This is a genomic window from Pseudoalteromonas sp. ESRF-bin5, assembly GCF_002632075.1.
In the GTDB taxonomy this organism is placed as follows: Bacteria; Pseudomonadota; Gammaproteobacteria; order Enterobacterales; family Alteromonadaceae; genus Pseudoalteromonas; species Pseudoalteromonas marina.
Genome location: NZ_NTLW01000086.1, coordinates 1 through 16222 on the forward strand (window position 1 = coordinate 1; position 16222 = coordinate 16222).

The window sequence follows — 16222 nt, forward strand, 5'->3', positions numbered from 1 at the left end:
AAGGTTGCTTGTGATTGCTCAGCCATTTGTACTAATAAAATATTTTGATATAGCGTATTTCGTTTTTGTAACTGGGATAGCTGACTATATTCTTTAAAATACATACCTTTGAGCTTTTGCAAAGCGACCCTTTTTTGTGTTTTAGTCGCTTCCGTAATAGATATAGCCGATTTAACGTGTTGGTCTTGCCTGTTATCCGTAAATAAAGGGAGATCAATGCTAACTCCCACAGAAAGTAAATCGGCTCTTGATTGGCCCATTCGGGTGTCTGCTCGATAGCCATACCCCACATTAACCCCTATCTGTGGATTATAACTTTGTTTCGCTAAGCTCACTTGTGTTTGCTTTGCCAACACACTTTGCTCTATAGCAACAATAGCTGGATGAGCCATAAGTAATTGCATAAGTTGACTAAATTCAAGGGTATTAAAATCAGTAAGCGCCACAGGAGGTATAAATTTATCGTCTAAAGATTTTACTAACATTGTTATGGGTAACCATTGCGCTAGCCGGTTTTTAGCACTGTGAAGTTGCTGTTCAAGTATGAGTAGCTTATCTTCTAAGCGGGTAAGCTCTAACTGAGCACGAATAATATCTTGCTGGCGTGTTTTACCCTGCGTACTTGCGTAGCTGGCCTCAGTTATTTGAATAAGCTGAGTAAATAACTCTTTGTCTTTCTCAATCAAATTAATACTGTACTGAGCCCTATAAGCATTTAACCAAAACTCAGTAACCATCGCTTTGACTTGAGCCAACCTATCAGCTCGCTGCCATGGATATTGCTTAGACGACTGAAAAAGCGACTTTTGTTTCAGTGATAGACTATCACCGCGGCTAAATTTTTGGCTTAGACTCACTTTAAATTGAGTCATCCCTTCTTGGTCAAACGCATAACCATTTGTTGGTAAGTTCATAAGACCAAGCGTTAGTGTTGGGTCGGGCAAAGTACCCGCCATAATACTTTGCGCCATAATGGCTTGCTCTTGGTGGCGGCTTGCCGATAACCACGGATCATAGGTAAGGGCGTGAGATAAGTTTAGCGTACGTACAGAGCTATACTCATCTATTGCGCCAGTCGTTTTTTCTTCTTGGGTATTTGCCGCACTACTGAACAAAGTCAAACAACATAGCACTGCATTTATTTTCAAAGCGTAATTCATCACTTGCTCCATTTAAAAATTAATAAAAAATTTAAATTGGCAAGAAAGGTGTTTATATCAGCCGCACCTAATACGAAAACTAATCACGTTTTCAAAAGATAAAAATCAGCTTGAGGTTCCATAAAATTTAGACACACCTATCCTGCTATTTAAGCAAACATTGGAGGTCGGTAAAGTGATTTGGGAGAGGTTGTTTGAGCACGCGATTCGCATGTATTAACTTTTTCAGTACTTGTAACTGTAATAAGTATTAGAATATCGACATTAAGCATTGAGTTAGCGGTACAGCCATTAACGGGACAACTGCATTCATTTTGAGCAGTCGCTTCCTCATCGCAGCAATCCATTTGCATCATGGAATGGTGAGCGCTGTTATTCTCTGCACTACTATTGCCCAAATGCATATTAACGTGAACGTTAGACTGATGAGGCATTTCACATTCACTTGCTACAGACGCAAACGACTGACCCACAAACGTGAGCAGTAAAGTAAGCGTAAGTAAAATAGTGTACAAGCGTTGCAAAATAGTACCTCAATCAAAAAAGGGGATTTTAAAGTAACTTATAAACGACGACAAATAATTTAGGGCGTGTTTTGTAGTTTGGTTTGGGGTTTAATTAAATAACTGGCAATTACTGTAAATATACAATAGCCACTAAAATACCAAAACCCTTCACCAAATTGTGCATTCATAACAAGCAATTCACCACTTTTACCGTGTGCATTGCCCGCTAAATACGTAACAATTAATGCTATTACAAATACATCAACCATACTCCATTTGCTGAGTGCACAAACAATATTGCCACATACTTGCTTAAGTCTATTCACTGGTAAGCAGCAATACAGTAGCTGTAATAATAGCTTTAAGCTTGGCACCACAACTGAAAAAAGACCAACCAAGGCAGCCACAAGTAAATTATTATTATTTGCTAGGTCTGTGATAGTGCCGTAAATACTTTGCGTTTTGCTATAAGCGCTAATCTCACCGTCTAACTTATCCAGGCCCAACATGTTTGAAAACATCATTAGTATGCTGCGCGTTCGGCCATCGCCCTCTTCAGCTAACATTTCAATCCCCGCTTGAGCAAGTTTTGATTTATCAATATTGCCTTCAATTGTTAGCACGGGTTTTGTAATACCCGGAAATAACAAACATAAAGCAATAACTACACTTACAACAGATAAAAAATTACGCATACTTATTCGCTCATAACTTCTATTACATCATCACTATAAAGCATTGACTCTAATATAAAGCTGTATATTTTTTCTATTTCCATCTCTGGGTTAACCAACTTAAGTTGTGTTTCAACCACTGCCCAGTTTTTAGTTTCAATCGCTTTTGCCAGTAATAAGCAATCACCCAGCAAACCGGTTTGCAGTAGCAAAGCATCTGTTATGCTTTTATCTAGCGTAAACTCTTTTACAATAGTTGCTAGCTCAATATCTAATATCGCATCAAGCATCGAAAACAAACCCACTAAGTAACCTTGCTGAGATAAATTTTTGTTTGTTTCAGCTAATATAAGCTCTATTAACCGAGCGCGTACAAGAGCAAATTTAGTCAACTCTGTTGGTTTATCTATTCCTAAATCGCTAACAGCTAATACACGCACAAATTGGCGAATTACGTCCTCACCTAAATAAACAACAGCTTGCGATATGGACGTAATAACTAAATTACTATTATTAGAACGTGCATTTGCCAAACGTAAAATTCGCGCCGTTATTCCTACATCTTTAGCTACACGCTGATGAATTTCTTCAAAGCATAACGATTCTTTTGCTATTGCTTTAAGGAGTTCGAAAACGGTAACTTTTGAAGGATCGACCCCACTGTAAGTTAGCATTTCTGGGCGGGCAAAAAAGAATCCCTGAAAATAATCACAACCTGCATCACGTAAGTTTATAAACTGATCGTAAGTTTCTATTCGCTCTACTATTATTTTGCAATGAGGGTAACTTCGTTTCAGCTTTTTAACCCGCATATTAGTTTTAATAATAGGCTCTTCAGCCTCAATTTTTATATAACTAACAAGGGCGAGTAACGGCTCCCATTTTTCATCGCCGTCATAATCGTCCAGTGCAAATACATAACCCTGTCCTTTCAGCGCTTTAATACGACTAGCAACCGCTGCAATATTTACCGTACGCTCCACAATTTCTATTACAGTATGTTCAGGGTTTAATAGTTTAGGGAATTCATCCAGCAAGGCGTCTGTAGAAAGATTTACAAAAGCAAGTTGGTGAGCTGTAAGCTTTTCTGCGCCAACTAGCATTAAGGTATTAAAAAACAAACGGCTGGTCGCGTGCTCATCGCTAGTGCCTACAGGAAACGCATTATTTGCGGAGTTTCGGTAAAGCAACTCATAAGCAAACACAGCTTTGTCAGCATCAAATATTGGTTGCCTAGCAACATATTGTGTCAACGTAGGTGTTAACGACGGGGTGTCAGACACGTTCAATAGAATTCACCTATAAGTTTGTGCAAAATTAAAGCTAATCTTTTGAGTCTAATCTATGTTAAAGATTAAAAGTATAGTAAATGCATCTTAATCGTTGCAAAATTTTGCAAAGTAAATAAAACTAATAAAAAAGTTCGTAGTACAGGAGAGGGTTTGCTTATTTTAAAGTGGTTATTGATATTATGTTTAGCATTGAGCTCGCTTCCTAATATTGCAGCACAAAGCAACAATACCCTAAAGTACAACATTAGCTCATCTGGAAGTCATTACCCTTTCTACACCAACAATCCTAAACGCCCGGGAGTGTTACCAGAAATCATTGAAAAAGTACTGATTGACGCTAATATCTCTGCTTCTCATGAATCGCTACCTGCAAAGCGAATCACTAAATACCTTAATGAAGGGATTATTGACTTTGATGTGATCTCGCTTGATTGGCTACCTCAAAGTGAAAGAACCAACACCAAATATGTATTTTCTGACCCATTAATTACAGTAACAGAAATGCTTGTAACGCTGCCCGAAAACACAAAAAAATGGCAACATGTGTCCAACATGGAGGGTAAAAATGTAGGCACAGTATTAGGTTATTATTATCACAATGCTGATACATTTAAACGCGTTGATTTTCCTTCGGAAAAAGAACTCATAGAGGCGCTAGTTCGAAAAAGAGTAGATGTTGCCATAATAGGTGAGTTGCCAACCTTATATTGGTCACAAAAACTTAATATCAACATTGGTTTTGGTGCTCAATATTCTCATGGTTTTTTGAGAATTCGCCTGCTTAGCAAACATAAGCACTTAATGCCTATCATTAATAAAGTAATAAAAAACCTCCACAGCATTGGTTATATAAACAACATAGCTGAAAAATACATGAAAGAAATACCCATACAAAACTAAGGGATTTATAACACACACCCAGTGCGCTGAGTTATACTATGCAAAAATATTAACCCACCAAAAAAGTAGTCCTATGAGTATTGAAAAAGCCTTAATTGAACGCAGCAATAACCAGTGTGAATTGTGTACAGCTACCAATGACTTATCTGTTTATGAAGTTCCACCTGTAACCGAAACACATTCAGACAAATGCATTTACACTTGCAAAACATGCAAAGAACAAATTGAAAACACCGTCGAAATCACTCCAACGCATTGGCATTGTTTAAATGACAGCATGTGGAGCCAAACACCTGCGGTTCAAGTTGTTGCCTATAGAATGCTATCGCGCTTAGCGCCAGATAACGGTTGGGCACAAGATGCACTAGACATGGTATATCTAGAAGAAGAGACTCTGGCGTGGGCTAATAAAGCACTTGCTGAAGATGACGATGTTAAACATGTCGATAGTAATGGCGTGGTTCTTCAAGCTGGCGATACCGTGACACTTATAAAAGATTTAGATGTAAAAGGCAGTAGCCTTACAGCAAAACGTGGTACTGCGGTGCGTAATATTGGTTTAACCAGTAACCCAGAACACATTGAAGGGCGTGTTGATGGCCAGCGCATTGTCATTTTAACTAAGTTTGTTAAAAAGTAGGCAGCAAATAACTCACACTATCTTCGCTTTTAACTGTGATTAATAAGTTAGAACAAAAATGCCCAGATCTGCTGGGCATTTTCGTAAGTAGTGGTTATTCGTCAACCAGTTGCTCACACCTATAAAAGCCAGTAGGTTCACTTAACAATGACACTAGCTCAGGCAATACATTATCCATAGTTTGTTTAAGCTTCCATGGCGGATTAATCACTATCATACCTGATGCAGTCATGCCATGAACGTCAGTATCGGCCTCGGTTCCCAGCTCAAATAACTGAATATTTCGCATACCGGAATCAATTAAACCCTGCTCCATATTGTTAATGCGCTCCCGATCAACAACCGGATACCAAATCATATAAGTACCCGTTGCAAATCGTTGATGTGCTTTAATTAATGTTTTTACAACGCGTTCATAATCATCTTTAATTTCGTATGGTGGGTCGATTAATACGCACGCTCTTCGAGACGCAGGTGGCAGTAGCCCTACCAAACCAGTGAACCCGTCTTCACCGCGCACTCGAATAGAGCGCTTACCCTGCATATTACTTTCTAGCAAGACTAAGTCTCTTGGGTGCAATTCAAAAAACCAACCTTTATCTTGACGACGTAAATAATGTTCAGCAATTTTTGGTGAACCCGGATAAAAATCGAGGTCACTCGTATTATTGAACGATTTAATTAGGTCAATGTATTCGTTAAGTGCCTCATGCTCACTTGTGTGCGCCCACAACTTTTCAATACCGTCTTGGTATTCTTGCGTTTTTTGAGCATCAGCTGCTGCGAGTTCAAAAAAGCCTGCGCCAGAGTGCGTATCAATGTAATCTAGCGGCTTATCCTTAACTGTTTGATATTTAAGCACCTCAGCCAATACAAGATGTTTTAGAACATCGGCCGGATTACCCGCATGAAATGAGTGTCTGTAACTAAGCATTATTTATTTTCGCCATACGCAATTTAATATCGCAAGTGAACCATAAGCACTGGGCTTTAGCAACTTGCACTAGGGTCTGTTAACCGTTCGAGGTTAAAGTTTAAGCGGCCTGTTTGATATTTAGGCAAAGTAGAGCCTACATAGTGCGGTTATACTTACATGAATTTAAGCCGGTAGAATAACGCGGGAGCAGTTACCGAGTCCACTGAGTTACAAACCTCGCGCCACGATTAAATACCCCCTAGTTTGAACAAACTTTAATCCGCAAAATTCAACAACCTCTTGGATAAAGGGTGTTTAAATGAACCATATATGAACAAAAAAGCACGTTGTATGAATTATCCCTTAACAAAGAAGAAAAATCAGCTAAAACTCGCGTAAATGCTAGTAAATTAATGTACTTTGCTTTACATTTGCAAGACATTAATTACAGTTATATGAGCGCCTTATGGACAACAATACTCTTCAACAACTCGAACAACTGATCGATTCACTTATTGAACGCAATAATCAATTGCAAACTGACGTTGCTAGCTTAAAAGAACAAAACAGCAAACTTGCTGATGATAATGAGCTTTTACAACTAGAAGCGCTTGAAAATGAAGAAAAGCAAAAAGATGCCAGCACAACATTAACTGGCTTGCTTGATAAATTACAAAGCGCACAACAGGCTAACTAATGTCTGAGCTGCAAAACCAGCGGGTCACTGTTGAGTTGCTAGGTAAAGAGCAGCAATTTGCTTGTCCGCAAGGACAAGAAGAGGCATTGATAGCAGCAGCTAAAAATCTAAACGACTTAGTTGAACAAATGAAACAGCGTTCAACCGTTCGAAACGATCAAAAAGCATTGCTTATGGCAGCACTTAATTTAAGCCACGATTTGCTTGAAGCAAAAACACAAGCAACTGTTGAGCAGCAACACCAAGACCAACTTGTTGATAAACTCAGCCAACATTTGGCAAGTAACCCCGAACAAAAAAAATAAAAAGCGCAACCTGCGCTTTTTGTTTATCATTAGGGTAATAAATGGCCTGCAAGAGATCGCAAATGAAGTACTCCTTACTCACTATTCACTCATCGTTAAAATATACACTCCTGATGATAGGTTTACTTTTTGCCACAGCCAATTCAAATGCAGCTATTAGCTGGCAAACTATTAATAACAATATCCAATTTTTAAAACAACAGGACGATTTACGCTTTTACGACTCAAACCAAGTGTTAATCGAAGGCGCTGAATGCGCCCTACTTGTTGATACCAGCGGGAATTTTGCCGGTGTTGAACAACTAGTTGTTGAACTAAAAAAACGTCTTAAAACGCCTCTTTGTTATTTAGTTGCAACTCATTATCACGACGATCACTTACTGGGCATGGCGGTGGTTCAACACTACTATCCAAACGCTAAACTCATTACCCACCAGCAAGTGAGCGCTGATTTTAAAACTTATCAAAAAGCCTACATCGATAAACTCGACAGCTATGAAAAAAGCATTGAACTGAGTTATCAGCGTTTAGCTTCAATTCCCAAAGAAGAACAAACAGCATGGCGAGAAAAGTTAGAGCTGGCTAAAGCACGACTTTTTCGCTGGCGCGAATATAAGCTTAATCCACCAAAAATAGCATTAGCAGTAAGTAAAACGCTTAATTTAGGGAACTTTGAAATAAATATCACACCACACAAAGCGCATACTACGGGTGATTTAACCATTACTACAAACAATGGGAGCACGTTAATTGGCGGTGATATTGTTGATTGGCTGCCTTACCCAGGCCACGGTGAACTTAAAAGCTGGCAAACGTTGCTTAAACAATACATAAGTAATGAAAAGCTATCACTCATTATACCAGGCCATGGTGATACTCTAAATAAACAACAACTAAAGCAACCACTGGCATTTTTAAATGCCCTGACTGAACACGTCAAAAGTAATCAAAACCTAACAACTGAAGCACTCATAGAATCTTTTCCACAAAATGTGCTCGCTCCTTATCAACAAGACACGCTAAACCAAAAGTCGAGCCAGTTTTTTTTACAAGCAGGACTCAATCGCGCTAAAAGCTCACAATAACCCAACACAACGGATTGTGTTAAAATAATAAAAGGAATTTATTCAAGTGATCACTATGCGCAGTTTGATATTATGCTTTTTAGTACTTTTTTTGTTTGGTTGTGAATCAACTGAGCAAAAGCAGGCAGAGGCACCTCAAATATTTACTCATTTTGAGCCTGATTACGCTAATCACCAAAACGTAGATGAACCGATACCCCAAAAGCAACAAGCACTGCTTATTGAAGAACAAAGCACGCCACTAAAGGTTAAAAATAGAGTCGTAAAAAAGCGCCCACCAAAAACGACTGATTTATGGGTGCACATTGCTAACAACTTACACTTTACGGTTTATCAAAATCGGGCTTTAAAAAAGCGCATTAAGTGGTATCTAAAACAGCCTAAATACCTAACCACGGTAAGTAAGCGTGCAGCACCCTATTTATACCACATTGTAAAAAAAATAGAGCAAAGAAACCTCCCTATGGAAATAGCGTTACTGCCTTTTGTGGAAAGTGACTTTAGACCTACAGCTGCCTCATCGCAGCAAGCTGTTGGCGTATGGCAACTTGTCGGTGCGACTGCGTATCACTTTGGTATAAAGTCAGATCAATGGTACGACGGACGCCAAGATGTACTTGCTTCAACCGATGCCGCGCTGGATTATCTGAGTTATTTACATAAACGCTTTAATGGTAACTGGCTACATGCATTAGCCGCCTACAATAGCGGTGAAGGACGCGTAAAGCGGGCCATAGAGAAAAACTCTAAACGAGGAAAAAGCACTGACTTTTGGTCGCTAAGCTTGCCAAAAGAAACTGCTGATTACGTACCAAAATTACTCGCTTTAAGTTATTTAGTTAAGCATCCACAAAAAGGCATGAAGCAACCCAAACTTGCCTATAAACCACTCACCACACAAATGAATATAGGTCAGCAATTCGATTTTTCAGTTATTGCTAAACTGTCTGGAATTGGGTCAAAGCAGTTACATGCAATTAACCAAGGGTATTTAAAAAATCAAAGTTCGCCAAACGGACCACATACCTTACTACTGCCAATAGGCCAAGAGACACTTTTAAAAAGTCAGTTTTTTAAATCTAACTTTGCTGGTGAATACATAGTAAAGCAAAACGATACACTCTATGGCATTGCAAAGCGTTATAGTATGTCGGTCAAAGCGCTTAAACAGCTTAATAACAAAGCCAATAACTTTATTGGTATAGGCGAAAAGTTATTGGTTGGGCAACCCAAAACCTTACCAAGCTCTTTAACCATAGATTACAAAATAAGCCCTTATCTAGAACCTCAAGAAGATATTGTCATCCCAACAATAGAAATAGACTACACCGTAAAAACCGGAGATAGCCTGTGGAGCATTAGCCAACTTTACGACGTACCACATAGCGATTTAGCTAAGTGGAATAAATTATCAGCCTCAAGTATTTTAAAGCCCGGCAGTCAGCTAGTACTTTTTATTCCTCAAGCTGAAAAACCTAAAGCCAAGCCAATCAAAAAAGACCTACTGCTTGATCTGCAAAAAACACTAAATCAACCACGTTAAGTTTATAAACCAATCTATTTCGCGTAAAATCACGCCCTAACATAGTTATTATTGAAAGAGATCAGCATGCAAATTAGTAAAAATTCGGCAGTAGAGTTTCACTACACACTCAGTGAAGCAGGTGAGCAAATTGAAAGTAGTGTAAATGATGCACCACTTAGCTACATCCATGGTAGCGAAGGTATGCTTCCGGGTTTAGAAAAAGCCCTTGAAGATAAAAGTGCCGGCGATAAATTTAGTGTAACACTTGAACCAAGTGAATCTTATGGTGAGCGAGTTGATGACTTAATTCAACGCATTCCACTAAAGCATTTACAAGGCGATGTTAAAGTGTGGAAACCAGGTATGACCGCAATGGTTCAATCTAACCAAGGCCGTCATCAAGTGACTATTGTTAAAGTTGGTCGTTTTAATGCCGATTGTGACCTAAATCACCCATTTGCAGGTAAAACTCTGACATTTGATGTTGAAGTTGTATCGGTACGCGAAGCAACCAGCGAAGAGATTTCGCATGGCCATGTTCACGTTGAAGGCGGTTGTGGCCACGCTCACTAATTAGCGAAAAAGGAACAAGTATGTCAAAAGTTGCAATTGTAACAGGTGGTACAAAAGGGATTGGCCTAGCGATAGTAAAACGCTTACTAACCAGTGGCTATGAGGTCCATAACCTTGATATCACACCAAGTGATGTAGGTGTTTTTCATCATTGCGATGTAAGTGATGTAGAGGCTGTCCGCCGCTCGATAAACACGATACATGAACAATCTCAACGTATTGACGTACTGGTTTCTAATGCTGGAAAACACTTAAGCGCAAATATAGAAAGCACTGATGAGCAAACGCTCGATTCGCTATTTGCGCTTAATGTAAAAGGCGCCTATGCGGCAGTACAAAGCGTACTCCCAACGATGAAGGCAAATAATGCGGGTTCTATTATATTAATAGCATCCGACCAAGCATTAATTGCCAAGCAAAATTCATTTGCCTACAACCTCACTAAACATGCCCTCGCCTCAATGGCAAAAACTACGGCACTTGATTATGCACGCTTTAATATTCGTGCTAATGCAGTGTGTCCAGGCACCATTGAAACCCCTTTATTTCATAACGCAATAGACGCTTACTGCGATAAAATCGGTGCAAACAAAGCCGATATAGTGGCAGAGGAAGCCAGTCTTCAACCGCTAAACCGATTAGGTCAAGCCGATGAAGTAGCCGCTCTTGTGAGTTTTCTAGCAAGTGACGATGCAAGCTTTATTACTGGCAGCTTACAAAGTATTGATGGCGGCTATACAGCCCAATGAGTACAAATATAATTGACCCGCATGTTCATTTTTTTAATTTACTCGATGGTCAATACACTTGGCTACAAGGAAGCAATCCTCCTGCGTGGCCCAATTTAGAAAAAATAAAACGGCCTATTAGCGCACAACAACTTGCCAACAGTACCGACTTTAAATTAAAAGGCCTTGTTCACATAGAAGCAGGCTTTGATAACTCAGCCCCAATTAAGGAGCTAAATTGGCTAAGTAAGCATTTAAGTGAAATGCCATTTAAAGCCATTAGCTTTAACCAAATAGATGCCCCTGCTGAGCAATTTAGTAATGCACTAAATGCGCTTGCTCATTCAAGCTTATGTGGTATTAGAGATATAACCGAAGGGGATGACGCAGTAAGGCTAAAAAGCCCTCGTTGTATTCATAATCTTGATTTATTAGCAGCAAACAAATTGCATTTTGAAGCGCAATTTGAGTTACACAATATTAGTGTGGCCAATCATATTGCTCACTGTGCAAAACAATTACCTCACCTACAAATTATTCTTAACCATGCAGGGTTGCCTGATGATTTGATCTCTTGGCAAAAAGGCGTTGAACTACTTGCCCAATATAGCAACATTGCCATTAAGTTTTCTGGCTTTGAATTATTAGACCTGACACAATCACAACAAGAAGCCTGCTTTAAGTGGCTTTTAAAGCATTTTGGCGAACAGCGTATTATGTTTGCTAGTAACTTTCCGGTATGCCAAATAAACACGTATTACAATGCCCTATGGCATCAGCATTATGCGCTATGTAATAGCCATAGCCTTTGGCTTAAGCTCAGCTACGCAAATGCAAAGCATTACTACCAAGTGTAAGTAAAAGTCGTTATATTTAAATTTTATTATGCTTAAAATGGCGTAGGTTTTATGAAAAACACATTATTCATTTCGAGCTTAGCTTTGTGCACTTTATTAAGTGGCTGTGTATCGCAACACGCTGAACCCACTCCAAAATTACAACATGCATTACTTTTAGCGCCTAATCAAAACGCAGTTAACAAAGTAATCAATACCCTTATGAATATGCAAAATATAACGTTAGATGACGATGTATTTACAATAAACAGTGTGGTTACGCTGAGTAATTTAAACGAAAATAACATAATAAAAAGTCATCAGCTTAATCCACCCGACCAATTTGAGCTGATGATAAAAAACAAACAATGCTTTATACGCCACGTAGATAGCAAAGCAACTCAAGAGCTCAAAGGTGTTGAGTGCGTAATTAACGAACAACCTTAATTCTGCTAATAAAAAGCCGGTAAGTGAATAATCACTTACCGGCTGTTATAATAACAACCATAGTTATTATTTTATTTCTACACGTTGCGACCGCATTACAATCTCATCGTTTAACTCAATACCCAAACCTGGCTCTTCAGATACTTCAAAGAAACCATTTTTAGGTTGTGGGTCTTGTAAACACAACTCGCGGTTCCACTTTTTAATTGCATACGTGTGATGCTCATGAATTAAAAAGTTAGGAATAGCTGTTTCTAAATGCAATGAAGCCGCAGTAGCTACTGGGCCACCACATACGTGCGCCTGAATGCGTACATCAAAAATATCAGCGTAATCACATACCTTTTTAGTTTCAGTAAAACCACCACATAAACCGATATCGGGCTGAAGTACGTCAATACTCTGATCTTCTAAATAAGGACGAACCCCCCAGCGGTTATACAAGCGCTCACCACCTGCAATTGGCACATTAACTTTATCTGCTACTTTGGCATGCAATGAGTGATTTAAGTAGTTCACAGGCTCTTCAAAGTACATACAATCAAATTCTTCGGCTATTTCACCAATTTGAATAGCAGATGTAGCACCCGGTAAACTATGGCATTCAAAAATAATATCCACTTCATCACCCACGGCTTCACGAATAGCTTGCATACGCGCGCGATACAACTTCATTTCTGGGCGTGAAATAATATTAGTTCGGTCGTAATAGGTATTACCGTCTTTATCGTATTGAATTGGATCTACCTTTACCGCATCGTAACCCTCAGCCATGGCTTTTAATGCTGCCTCTGCATATTCTTGTGGCTGAACTAGCGCTTTAAATTCGCTATCCCAGTCAAACTGCAGTTGTGATGCATAAGTACGAAGCTTGTCGTTAACCTTACCACCAAGTAATTGATATACCGGTAATCCAAGCGCCTTACCTTTAATATCCCAAAGCGCAGTATCAATAGCGCTCATTGCAGCGTACACAACGGGTCCACCACCTAAGCCCCAAAAGCTTTCTCGTAACATACGAGACCATAGCTTTTCTGTCTGAAACGGGTCGTGACCAATTAAAAAAGCATCTGCCATTTCTTTGATCATGGCGGCGGCTGCGCTATGACCTAAATCATAAGCAAGACCCGCTTCACCCACACCACTAATGCCCTCATCAGTATGAATGCGAACGAATACAGGTGTCCATGCTGGGCGCTCTGGACAATGAATATCAAATACTTCTACGCGATTTACCTTCATAAAAATTCCTTATTAACCTGTTAAGGTTATTTTGCAAAACTGGGATCAAGCCGATACGCTTTACGCAGCATAGCAGGCCAAGCAAGCTGGCCTCCGGTGCTGCCGCTATGAACCACATTAGCTTGATTATAAATATTGTCGATAATTGGTTGAGGCACGGGAATTACCTCTTGCGAACTAGCTTGCAGCGCTAATTGTATTTCGCAGGCGCGCTGTAAGTCGTAAAAACGCATAAACGCATCGCCTACAGTAGGGCCTACAGTTAACCCTCCATGGTTAACTAATAACATGTGATTGGTTGAGCCTAGATCATCCTGAAGGACTTTGCGCTCATCATCATTGACTGCAAGGCCTTCGTAACCGTGATATGAAAGCGACGGCAATGAAAACATAGAATACTGGCTCAATGGTAATAAGCCCTTTTTTTGCGTAGCCACAGCAATAGTTTCTTTGGTGTGCAGGTGAATAACGCAATGCGCATCTTCTCTTACTTCGTGTATTGCACTATGAATAGTAAAACCAGCAGGATTAATGCTAAAGGGAGTGTCGTCGATTATATTCCCGTTTAAGTCGACCTTAACTAAGTTTGACGCGGTTACTTCGTCAAATGTTAACCCAAAAGCGTTAACAAGATAATGGTCAGTGCCCGGCAAACGCGCTGATAAATGCGTGTAAATTAAATCTCCCCAGCGAAAGTGATCCACTAGCCGGTAACAGGCAGCAAGGTCGACACGAAGTTGCCACTCTTGAGCAGATACTTTATTTTTTAAATCGAGTTGGGGTAAATCAAACATAGTAAGCCTTTTAAAATACACACATAACAAGTGCGAATAGATGTTTAGAAGTCTAAAACACTCTGTTCTTTATAGCAATCAACAAACAAAAACAGCCACACGTGTGTGGCTGTTTTTAAAGGGCGAATAACTACTTTGAGTTATTTTACTTTAGATAAGTAGTCTGCAATAGCTTCAAACTCTTCGTCTGTTACTGTAGCAACCATTGCTTTCATCGCCATAGACATACCATTATTACGCGCACCCGACTTAATGTCTTTCATTTGTGCAACTAAATAATCTTTGTTTTGGCCATTAAGTTTAGGGTACATACCCATTATTGGTGCTTTACCATCTGCACCATGGCAGGTTTGACAATTTTTTGCAGTGTAAAGAGCGGCGCCATCGGCAGCAGCTGCATTAAACGAGAAACTTGCGGCTAAACTAATGCCCGCGCCTAGTATTAGTGTTTTCATCTTGCTCATTGTATTTACTCTTCTTTTTTGACGGTTAGAAAAAACTGTTCAATTGATTGTAGTCAACAATCAAATAAAAAGCATACGTTAGAAACGATGCTAGACGATCAACTTAATCCTACACTGCTAGCTCGTTTTATGCTCATAATTAGTTTAGCAAATAAATATGAGCAGACGCTTAACTGATTGTTACCATACTAAATCGTCTGGCACTTCAAAATCTGCGTACGGATCGTCTTCATCTTTTGGTTTATTTTCAGCTTCTACATGAAAAACAATGTATTTTTCGTCAACTTCAGCCACCTTGCGAGCGGGTTCGTCTTCTAATACATAAAACTGCCCTTCTAGGACACAAATTGCTAAACGACCACCCGACAATGCTTTTTGAGTGTTTTCATTCACTTCAATACTTTTAACTTTTTTGTCGTAAGTAAAATTAAAGGTTCGCTCACCACGAATAGCATCTTGGTTGTTGTGCTCTAAAATTTGTTTAACGCGTGCTTCTTGCTCACGCTGTTTAAGGCTAACTTGGCGAACTTGGTTAAGCTCTTCTGCTTTTTTCTGCTGCTCAAGTTTAGTTTGTTGAATATGCTTTTGCAGATCACTAGGGTTACTTGTCGCCCCCTTTTTTTGTTTTTTTTGTTGCTTACGTTTTTCTGATTTAGCAACTTTAGCTTTATGCGATGTTGTTAACCCTGCTTGAAGCAATTGGTCTTGTAATGAACCCATGGCATTGTTCCAGTAAAAACTAATATTACGCTCATTTTAATCATCAACGCGTTTAAATAACAGTGCTATTGGTATTAATCTAACAAACTCCTTCATACTAAGCATGATATAAAGCAATAATCGTACTTTTAATTATCAATTAGAGTTAACTTTCAATACAATTAAGTAGCCAACTAGCTAACTCATAAGCCAAATAATGCGCTTAATTCATCTACTTGCTTGCTCCATTGTTATATTTTTTGTGCTTTATGCACCTCAACCGTTATTGAACTTATTTGCGAGTGAATATAATGTATCGCCTGCCGTTGCTGGTAGCCTTATGACGGCAACCATGCTGCCACTCGCTATTGCACCATTAGTATACGGCTTGTTTTTAGCTAAACAGAATCCTTTAAAAATACTTCGCATTGCAATGATAATACTGAGCTTTAGCTGCTTGCTATTTATATGGGTGCCTAGTTTTGAGCTCTTACTGTTAGTAAGGTTTTTACAAGGCCTTACTCTTCCCGCAGCATTAACCGCCATGACCAGTTTCATAGGTATAAGCTTTAGCGCTAGTACACTTCAAAAAAATATGACATTTTATATAGGCAGCAGTATTGCAGGTGGTTACTTTGGAAGAGTACTTGCTGCACTGTTTAGTGACTTATGGCATTGGCAAAGCTTTTATTACTTAATTGCTTTTATGCTTGTTTTTTTAGCCATATTAATAAAGCCC

At 39.2% G+C, this 16222-nt stretch carries 20 protein-coding genes; 11 read left to right on the forward strand and 9 right to left on the reverse strand.

Going from position 1 to position 16222, the window contains the following annotated elements; genetic code table 11:
• The 4 genes from BCG07_RS04135 to BCG07_RS04150 all read right to left on the reverse strand — a co-directional run.
• Nucleotides 1-1160: TolC family protein (locus tag BCG07_RS04135; protein ID WP_286888831.1), on the reverse strand; the 1160-nt coding region annotated here is incomplete at its 3' end.
• A gap of 149 nt (nt 1161-1309) precedes the next feature.
• Nucleotides 1310-1684: a hypothetical protein gene (locus tag BCG07_RS04140; protein ID WP_243531845.1), complete on the reverse strand. Its 375-nt coding sequence runs from the start codon at nt 1682-1684 to the stop codon at nt 1310-1312.
• 59 nt (nt 1685-1743) lie between these two features.
• A complete protein-coding gene (locus BCG07_RS04145; protein WP_243531847.1) occupies nt 1744-2361 on the reverse strand; it encodes a paraquat-inducible protein A in 618 nt (205 codons plus the stop codon).
• A 2-nt stretch (nt 2362-2363) separates the two neighbouring features.
• The gene (locus BCG07_RS04150) at nt 2364-3629 is read right to left on the reverse strand and encodes an EAL and HDOD domain-containing protein (protein ID WP_058429631.1); all 1266 of its coding nucleotides are present in this window, start codon (nt 3627-3629) and stop codon (nt 2364-2366) included.
• A 153-nt stretch (nt 3630-3782) separates the two neighbouring features.
• On the opposite strand from BCG07_RS04150, the gene BCG07_RS04155 reads away from it, so the two are divergent.
• Together BCG07_RS04155 and BCG07_RS04160 are read left to right on the forward strand one after the other, a co-directional pair.
• Nucleotides 3783-4532, forward strand: coding sequence for a substrate-binding periplasmic protein (locus tag BCG07_RS04155; RefSeq protein WP_008130444.1), 750 nt, complete (start codon nt 3783-3785; stop codon nt 4530-4532).
• A 73-nt stretch (nt 4533-4605) separates the two neighbouring features.
• Nucleotides 4606-5172, forward strand: coding sequence for a PhnA domain-containing protein (locus BCG07_RS04160; RefSeq protein WP_010556671.1), 567 nt, complete (start codon nt 4606-4608; stop codon nt 5170-5172).
• A 94-nt stretch (nt 5173-5266) separates the two neighbouring features.
• Here the strand turns inward: BCG07_RS04160 and BCG07_RS04165 are convergent, their stop codons facing one another.
• A complete protein-coding gene (locus BCG07_RS04165) occupies nt 5267-6106 on the reverse strand; it encodes a 23S rRNA (adenine(2030)-N(6))-methyltransferase RlmJ (protein WP_039037970.1) in 840 nt (279 codons plus the stop codon).
• 448 nt (nt 6107-6554) lie between these two features.
• On the opposite strand from BCG07_RS04165, the gene BCG07_RS04170 reads away from it, so the two are divergent.
• The 8 genes from BCG07_RS04170 (at nt 6555) to BCG07_RS04205 (ending at nt 12284) form a co-directional block, all read left to right on the forward strand.
• Entirely contained in the window at nt 6555-6785 is a 231-nt protein-coding gene (locus tag BCG07_RS04170) for a cell division protein ZapB (RefSeq protein ID WP_277053714.1), read from the forward strand.
• Nucleotides 6785-7090, forward strand: coding sequence for a cell division protein ZapA (locus tag BCG07_RS04175; protein ID WP_286888840.1), 306 nt, complete (start codon nt 6785-6787; stop codon nt 7088-7090). Before BCG07_RS04170 ends, BCG07_RS04175 begins: the two co-directional genes overlap by 1 nt.
• Before the next feature lie 62 nt (nt 7091-7152).
• Nucleotides 7153-8175 carry an MBL fold metallo-hydrolase gene (locus tag BCG07_RS04180; protein WP_058429628.1) on the forward strand — a complete coding sequence of 341 codons (1023 nt, stop codon included), beginning with the start codon at nt 7153-7155 and terminating at the stop codon, nt 8173-8175.
• 55 nt (nt 8176-8230) lie between these two features.
• Nucleotides 8231-9718: a LysM peptidoglycan-binding domain-containing protein gene (locus BCG07_RS04185; RefSeq protein WP_286888842.1), complete on the forward strand. Its 1488-nt coding sequence runs from the start codon at nt 8231-8233 to the stop codon at nt 9716-9718.
• Nucleotides 9719-9784: 66 nt separating this feature from the next.
• On the forward strand, nt 9785-10273 hold the full coding sequence (locus BCG07_RS04190) for an FKBP-type peptidyl-prolyl cis-trans isomerase (RefSeq protein ID WP_286888843.1): 489 nt from the start codon (nt 9785-9787) through the stop codon (nt 10271-10273).
• Nucleotides 10274-10293: 20 nt separating this feature from the next.
• Entirely contained in the window at nt 10294-11022 is a 729-nt protein-coding gene (locus tag BCG07_RS04195) for an SDR family NAD(P)-dependent oxidoreductase (RefSeq protein WP_286888845.1), read from the forward strand.
• Nucleotides 11019-11858, forward strand: a complete 840-nt coding sequence (locus BCG07_RS04200; protein ID WP_286888847.1) for an amidohydrolase family protein — start codon at nt 11019-11021, stop codon at nt 11856-11858. The genes BCG07_RS04195 and BCG07_RS04200 overlap by 4 nt, the downstream gene beginning before the upstream one ends.
• Before the next feature lie 51 nt (nt 11859-11909).
• The gene (locus BCG07_RS04205) at nt 11910-12284 is read left to right on the forward strand and encodes a hypothetical protein (RefSeq protein WP_286888849.1); all 375 of its coding nucleotides are present in this window, start codon (nt 11910-11912) and stop codon (nt 12282-12284) included.
• A 66-nt stretch (nt 12285-12350) separates the two neighbouring features.
• Here BCG07_RS04205 and BCG07_RS04210 read toward each other — a convergent pair whose 3' ends face one another.
• The 4 genes from BCG07_RS04210 to BCG07_RS04225 form a co-directional block, all read right to left on the reverse strand.
• The gene (locus BCG07_RS04210) at nt 12351-13526 is read right to left on the reverse strand and encodes a mandelate racemase/muconate lactonizing enzyme family protein (RefSeq protein WP_248519539.1); all 1176 of its coding nucleotides are present in this window, start codon (nt 13524-13526) and stop codon (nt 12351-12353) included.
• Nucleotides 13527-13552: 26 nt separating this feature from the next.
• Entirely contained in the window at nt 13553-14320 is a 768-nt protein-coding gene (locus BCG07_RS04215) for a class II aldolase/adducin family protein (RefSeq protein ID WP_006791222.1), read from the reverse strand.
• Nucleotides 14321-14460: 140 nt separating this feature from the next.
• Nucleotides 14461-14784, reverse strand: coding sequence for a c-type cytochrome (locus tag BCG07_RS04220; RefSeq protein WP_008128263.1), 324 nt, complete (start codon nt 14782-14784; stop codon nt 14461-14463).
• 180 nt (nt 14785-14964) lie between these two features.
• Nucleotides 14965-15504 (reverse strand): DUF2058 domain-containing protein, encoded by a 540-nt coding sequence (locus BCG07_RS04225; protein ID WP_006791224.1) that lies wholly within the window; start codon nt 15502-15504, stop codon nt 14965-14967.
• A gap of 196 nt (nt 15505-15700) precedes the next feature.
• On the opposite strand from BCG07_RS04225, the gene BCG07_RS04230 reads away from it, so the two are divergent.
• Nucleotides 15701-16222: MFS transporter (locus BCG07_RS04230; protein ID WP_286888854.1), on the forward strand; the 522-nt coding region annotated here is incomplete at its 3' end.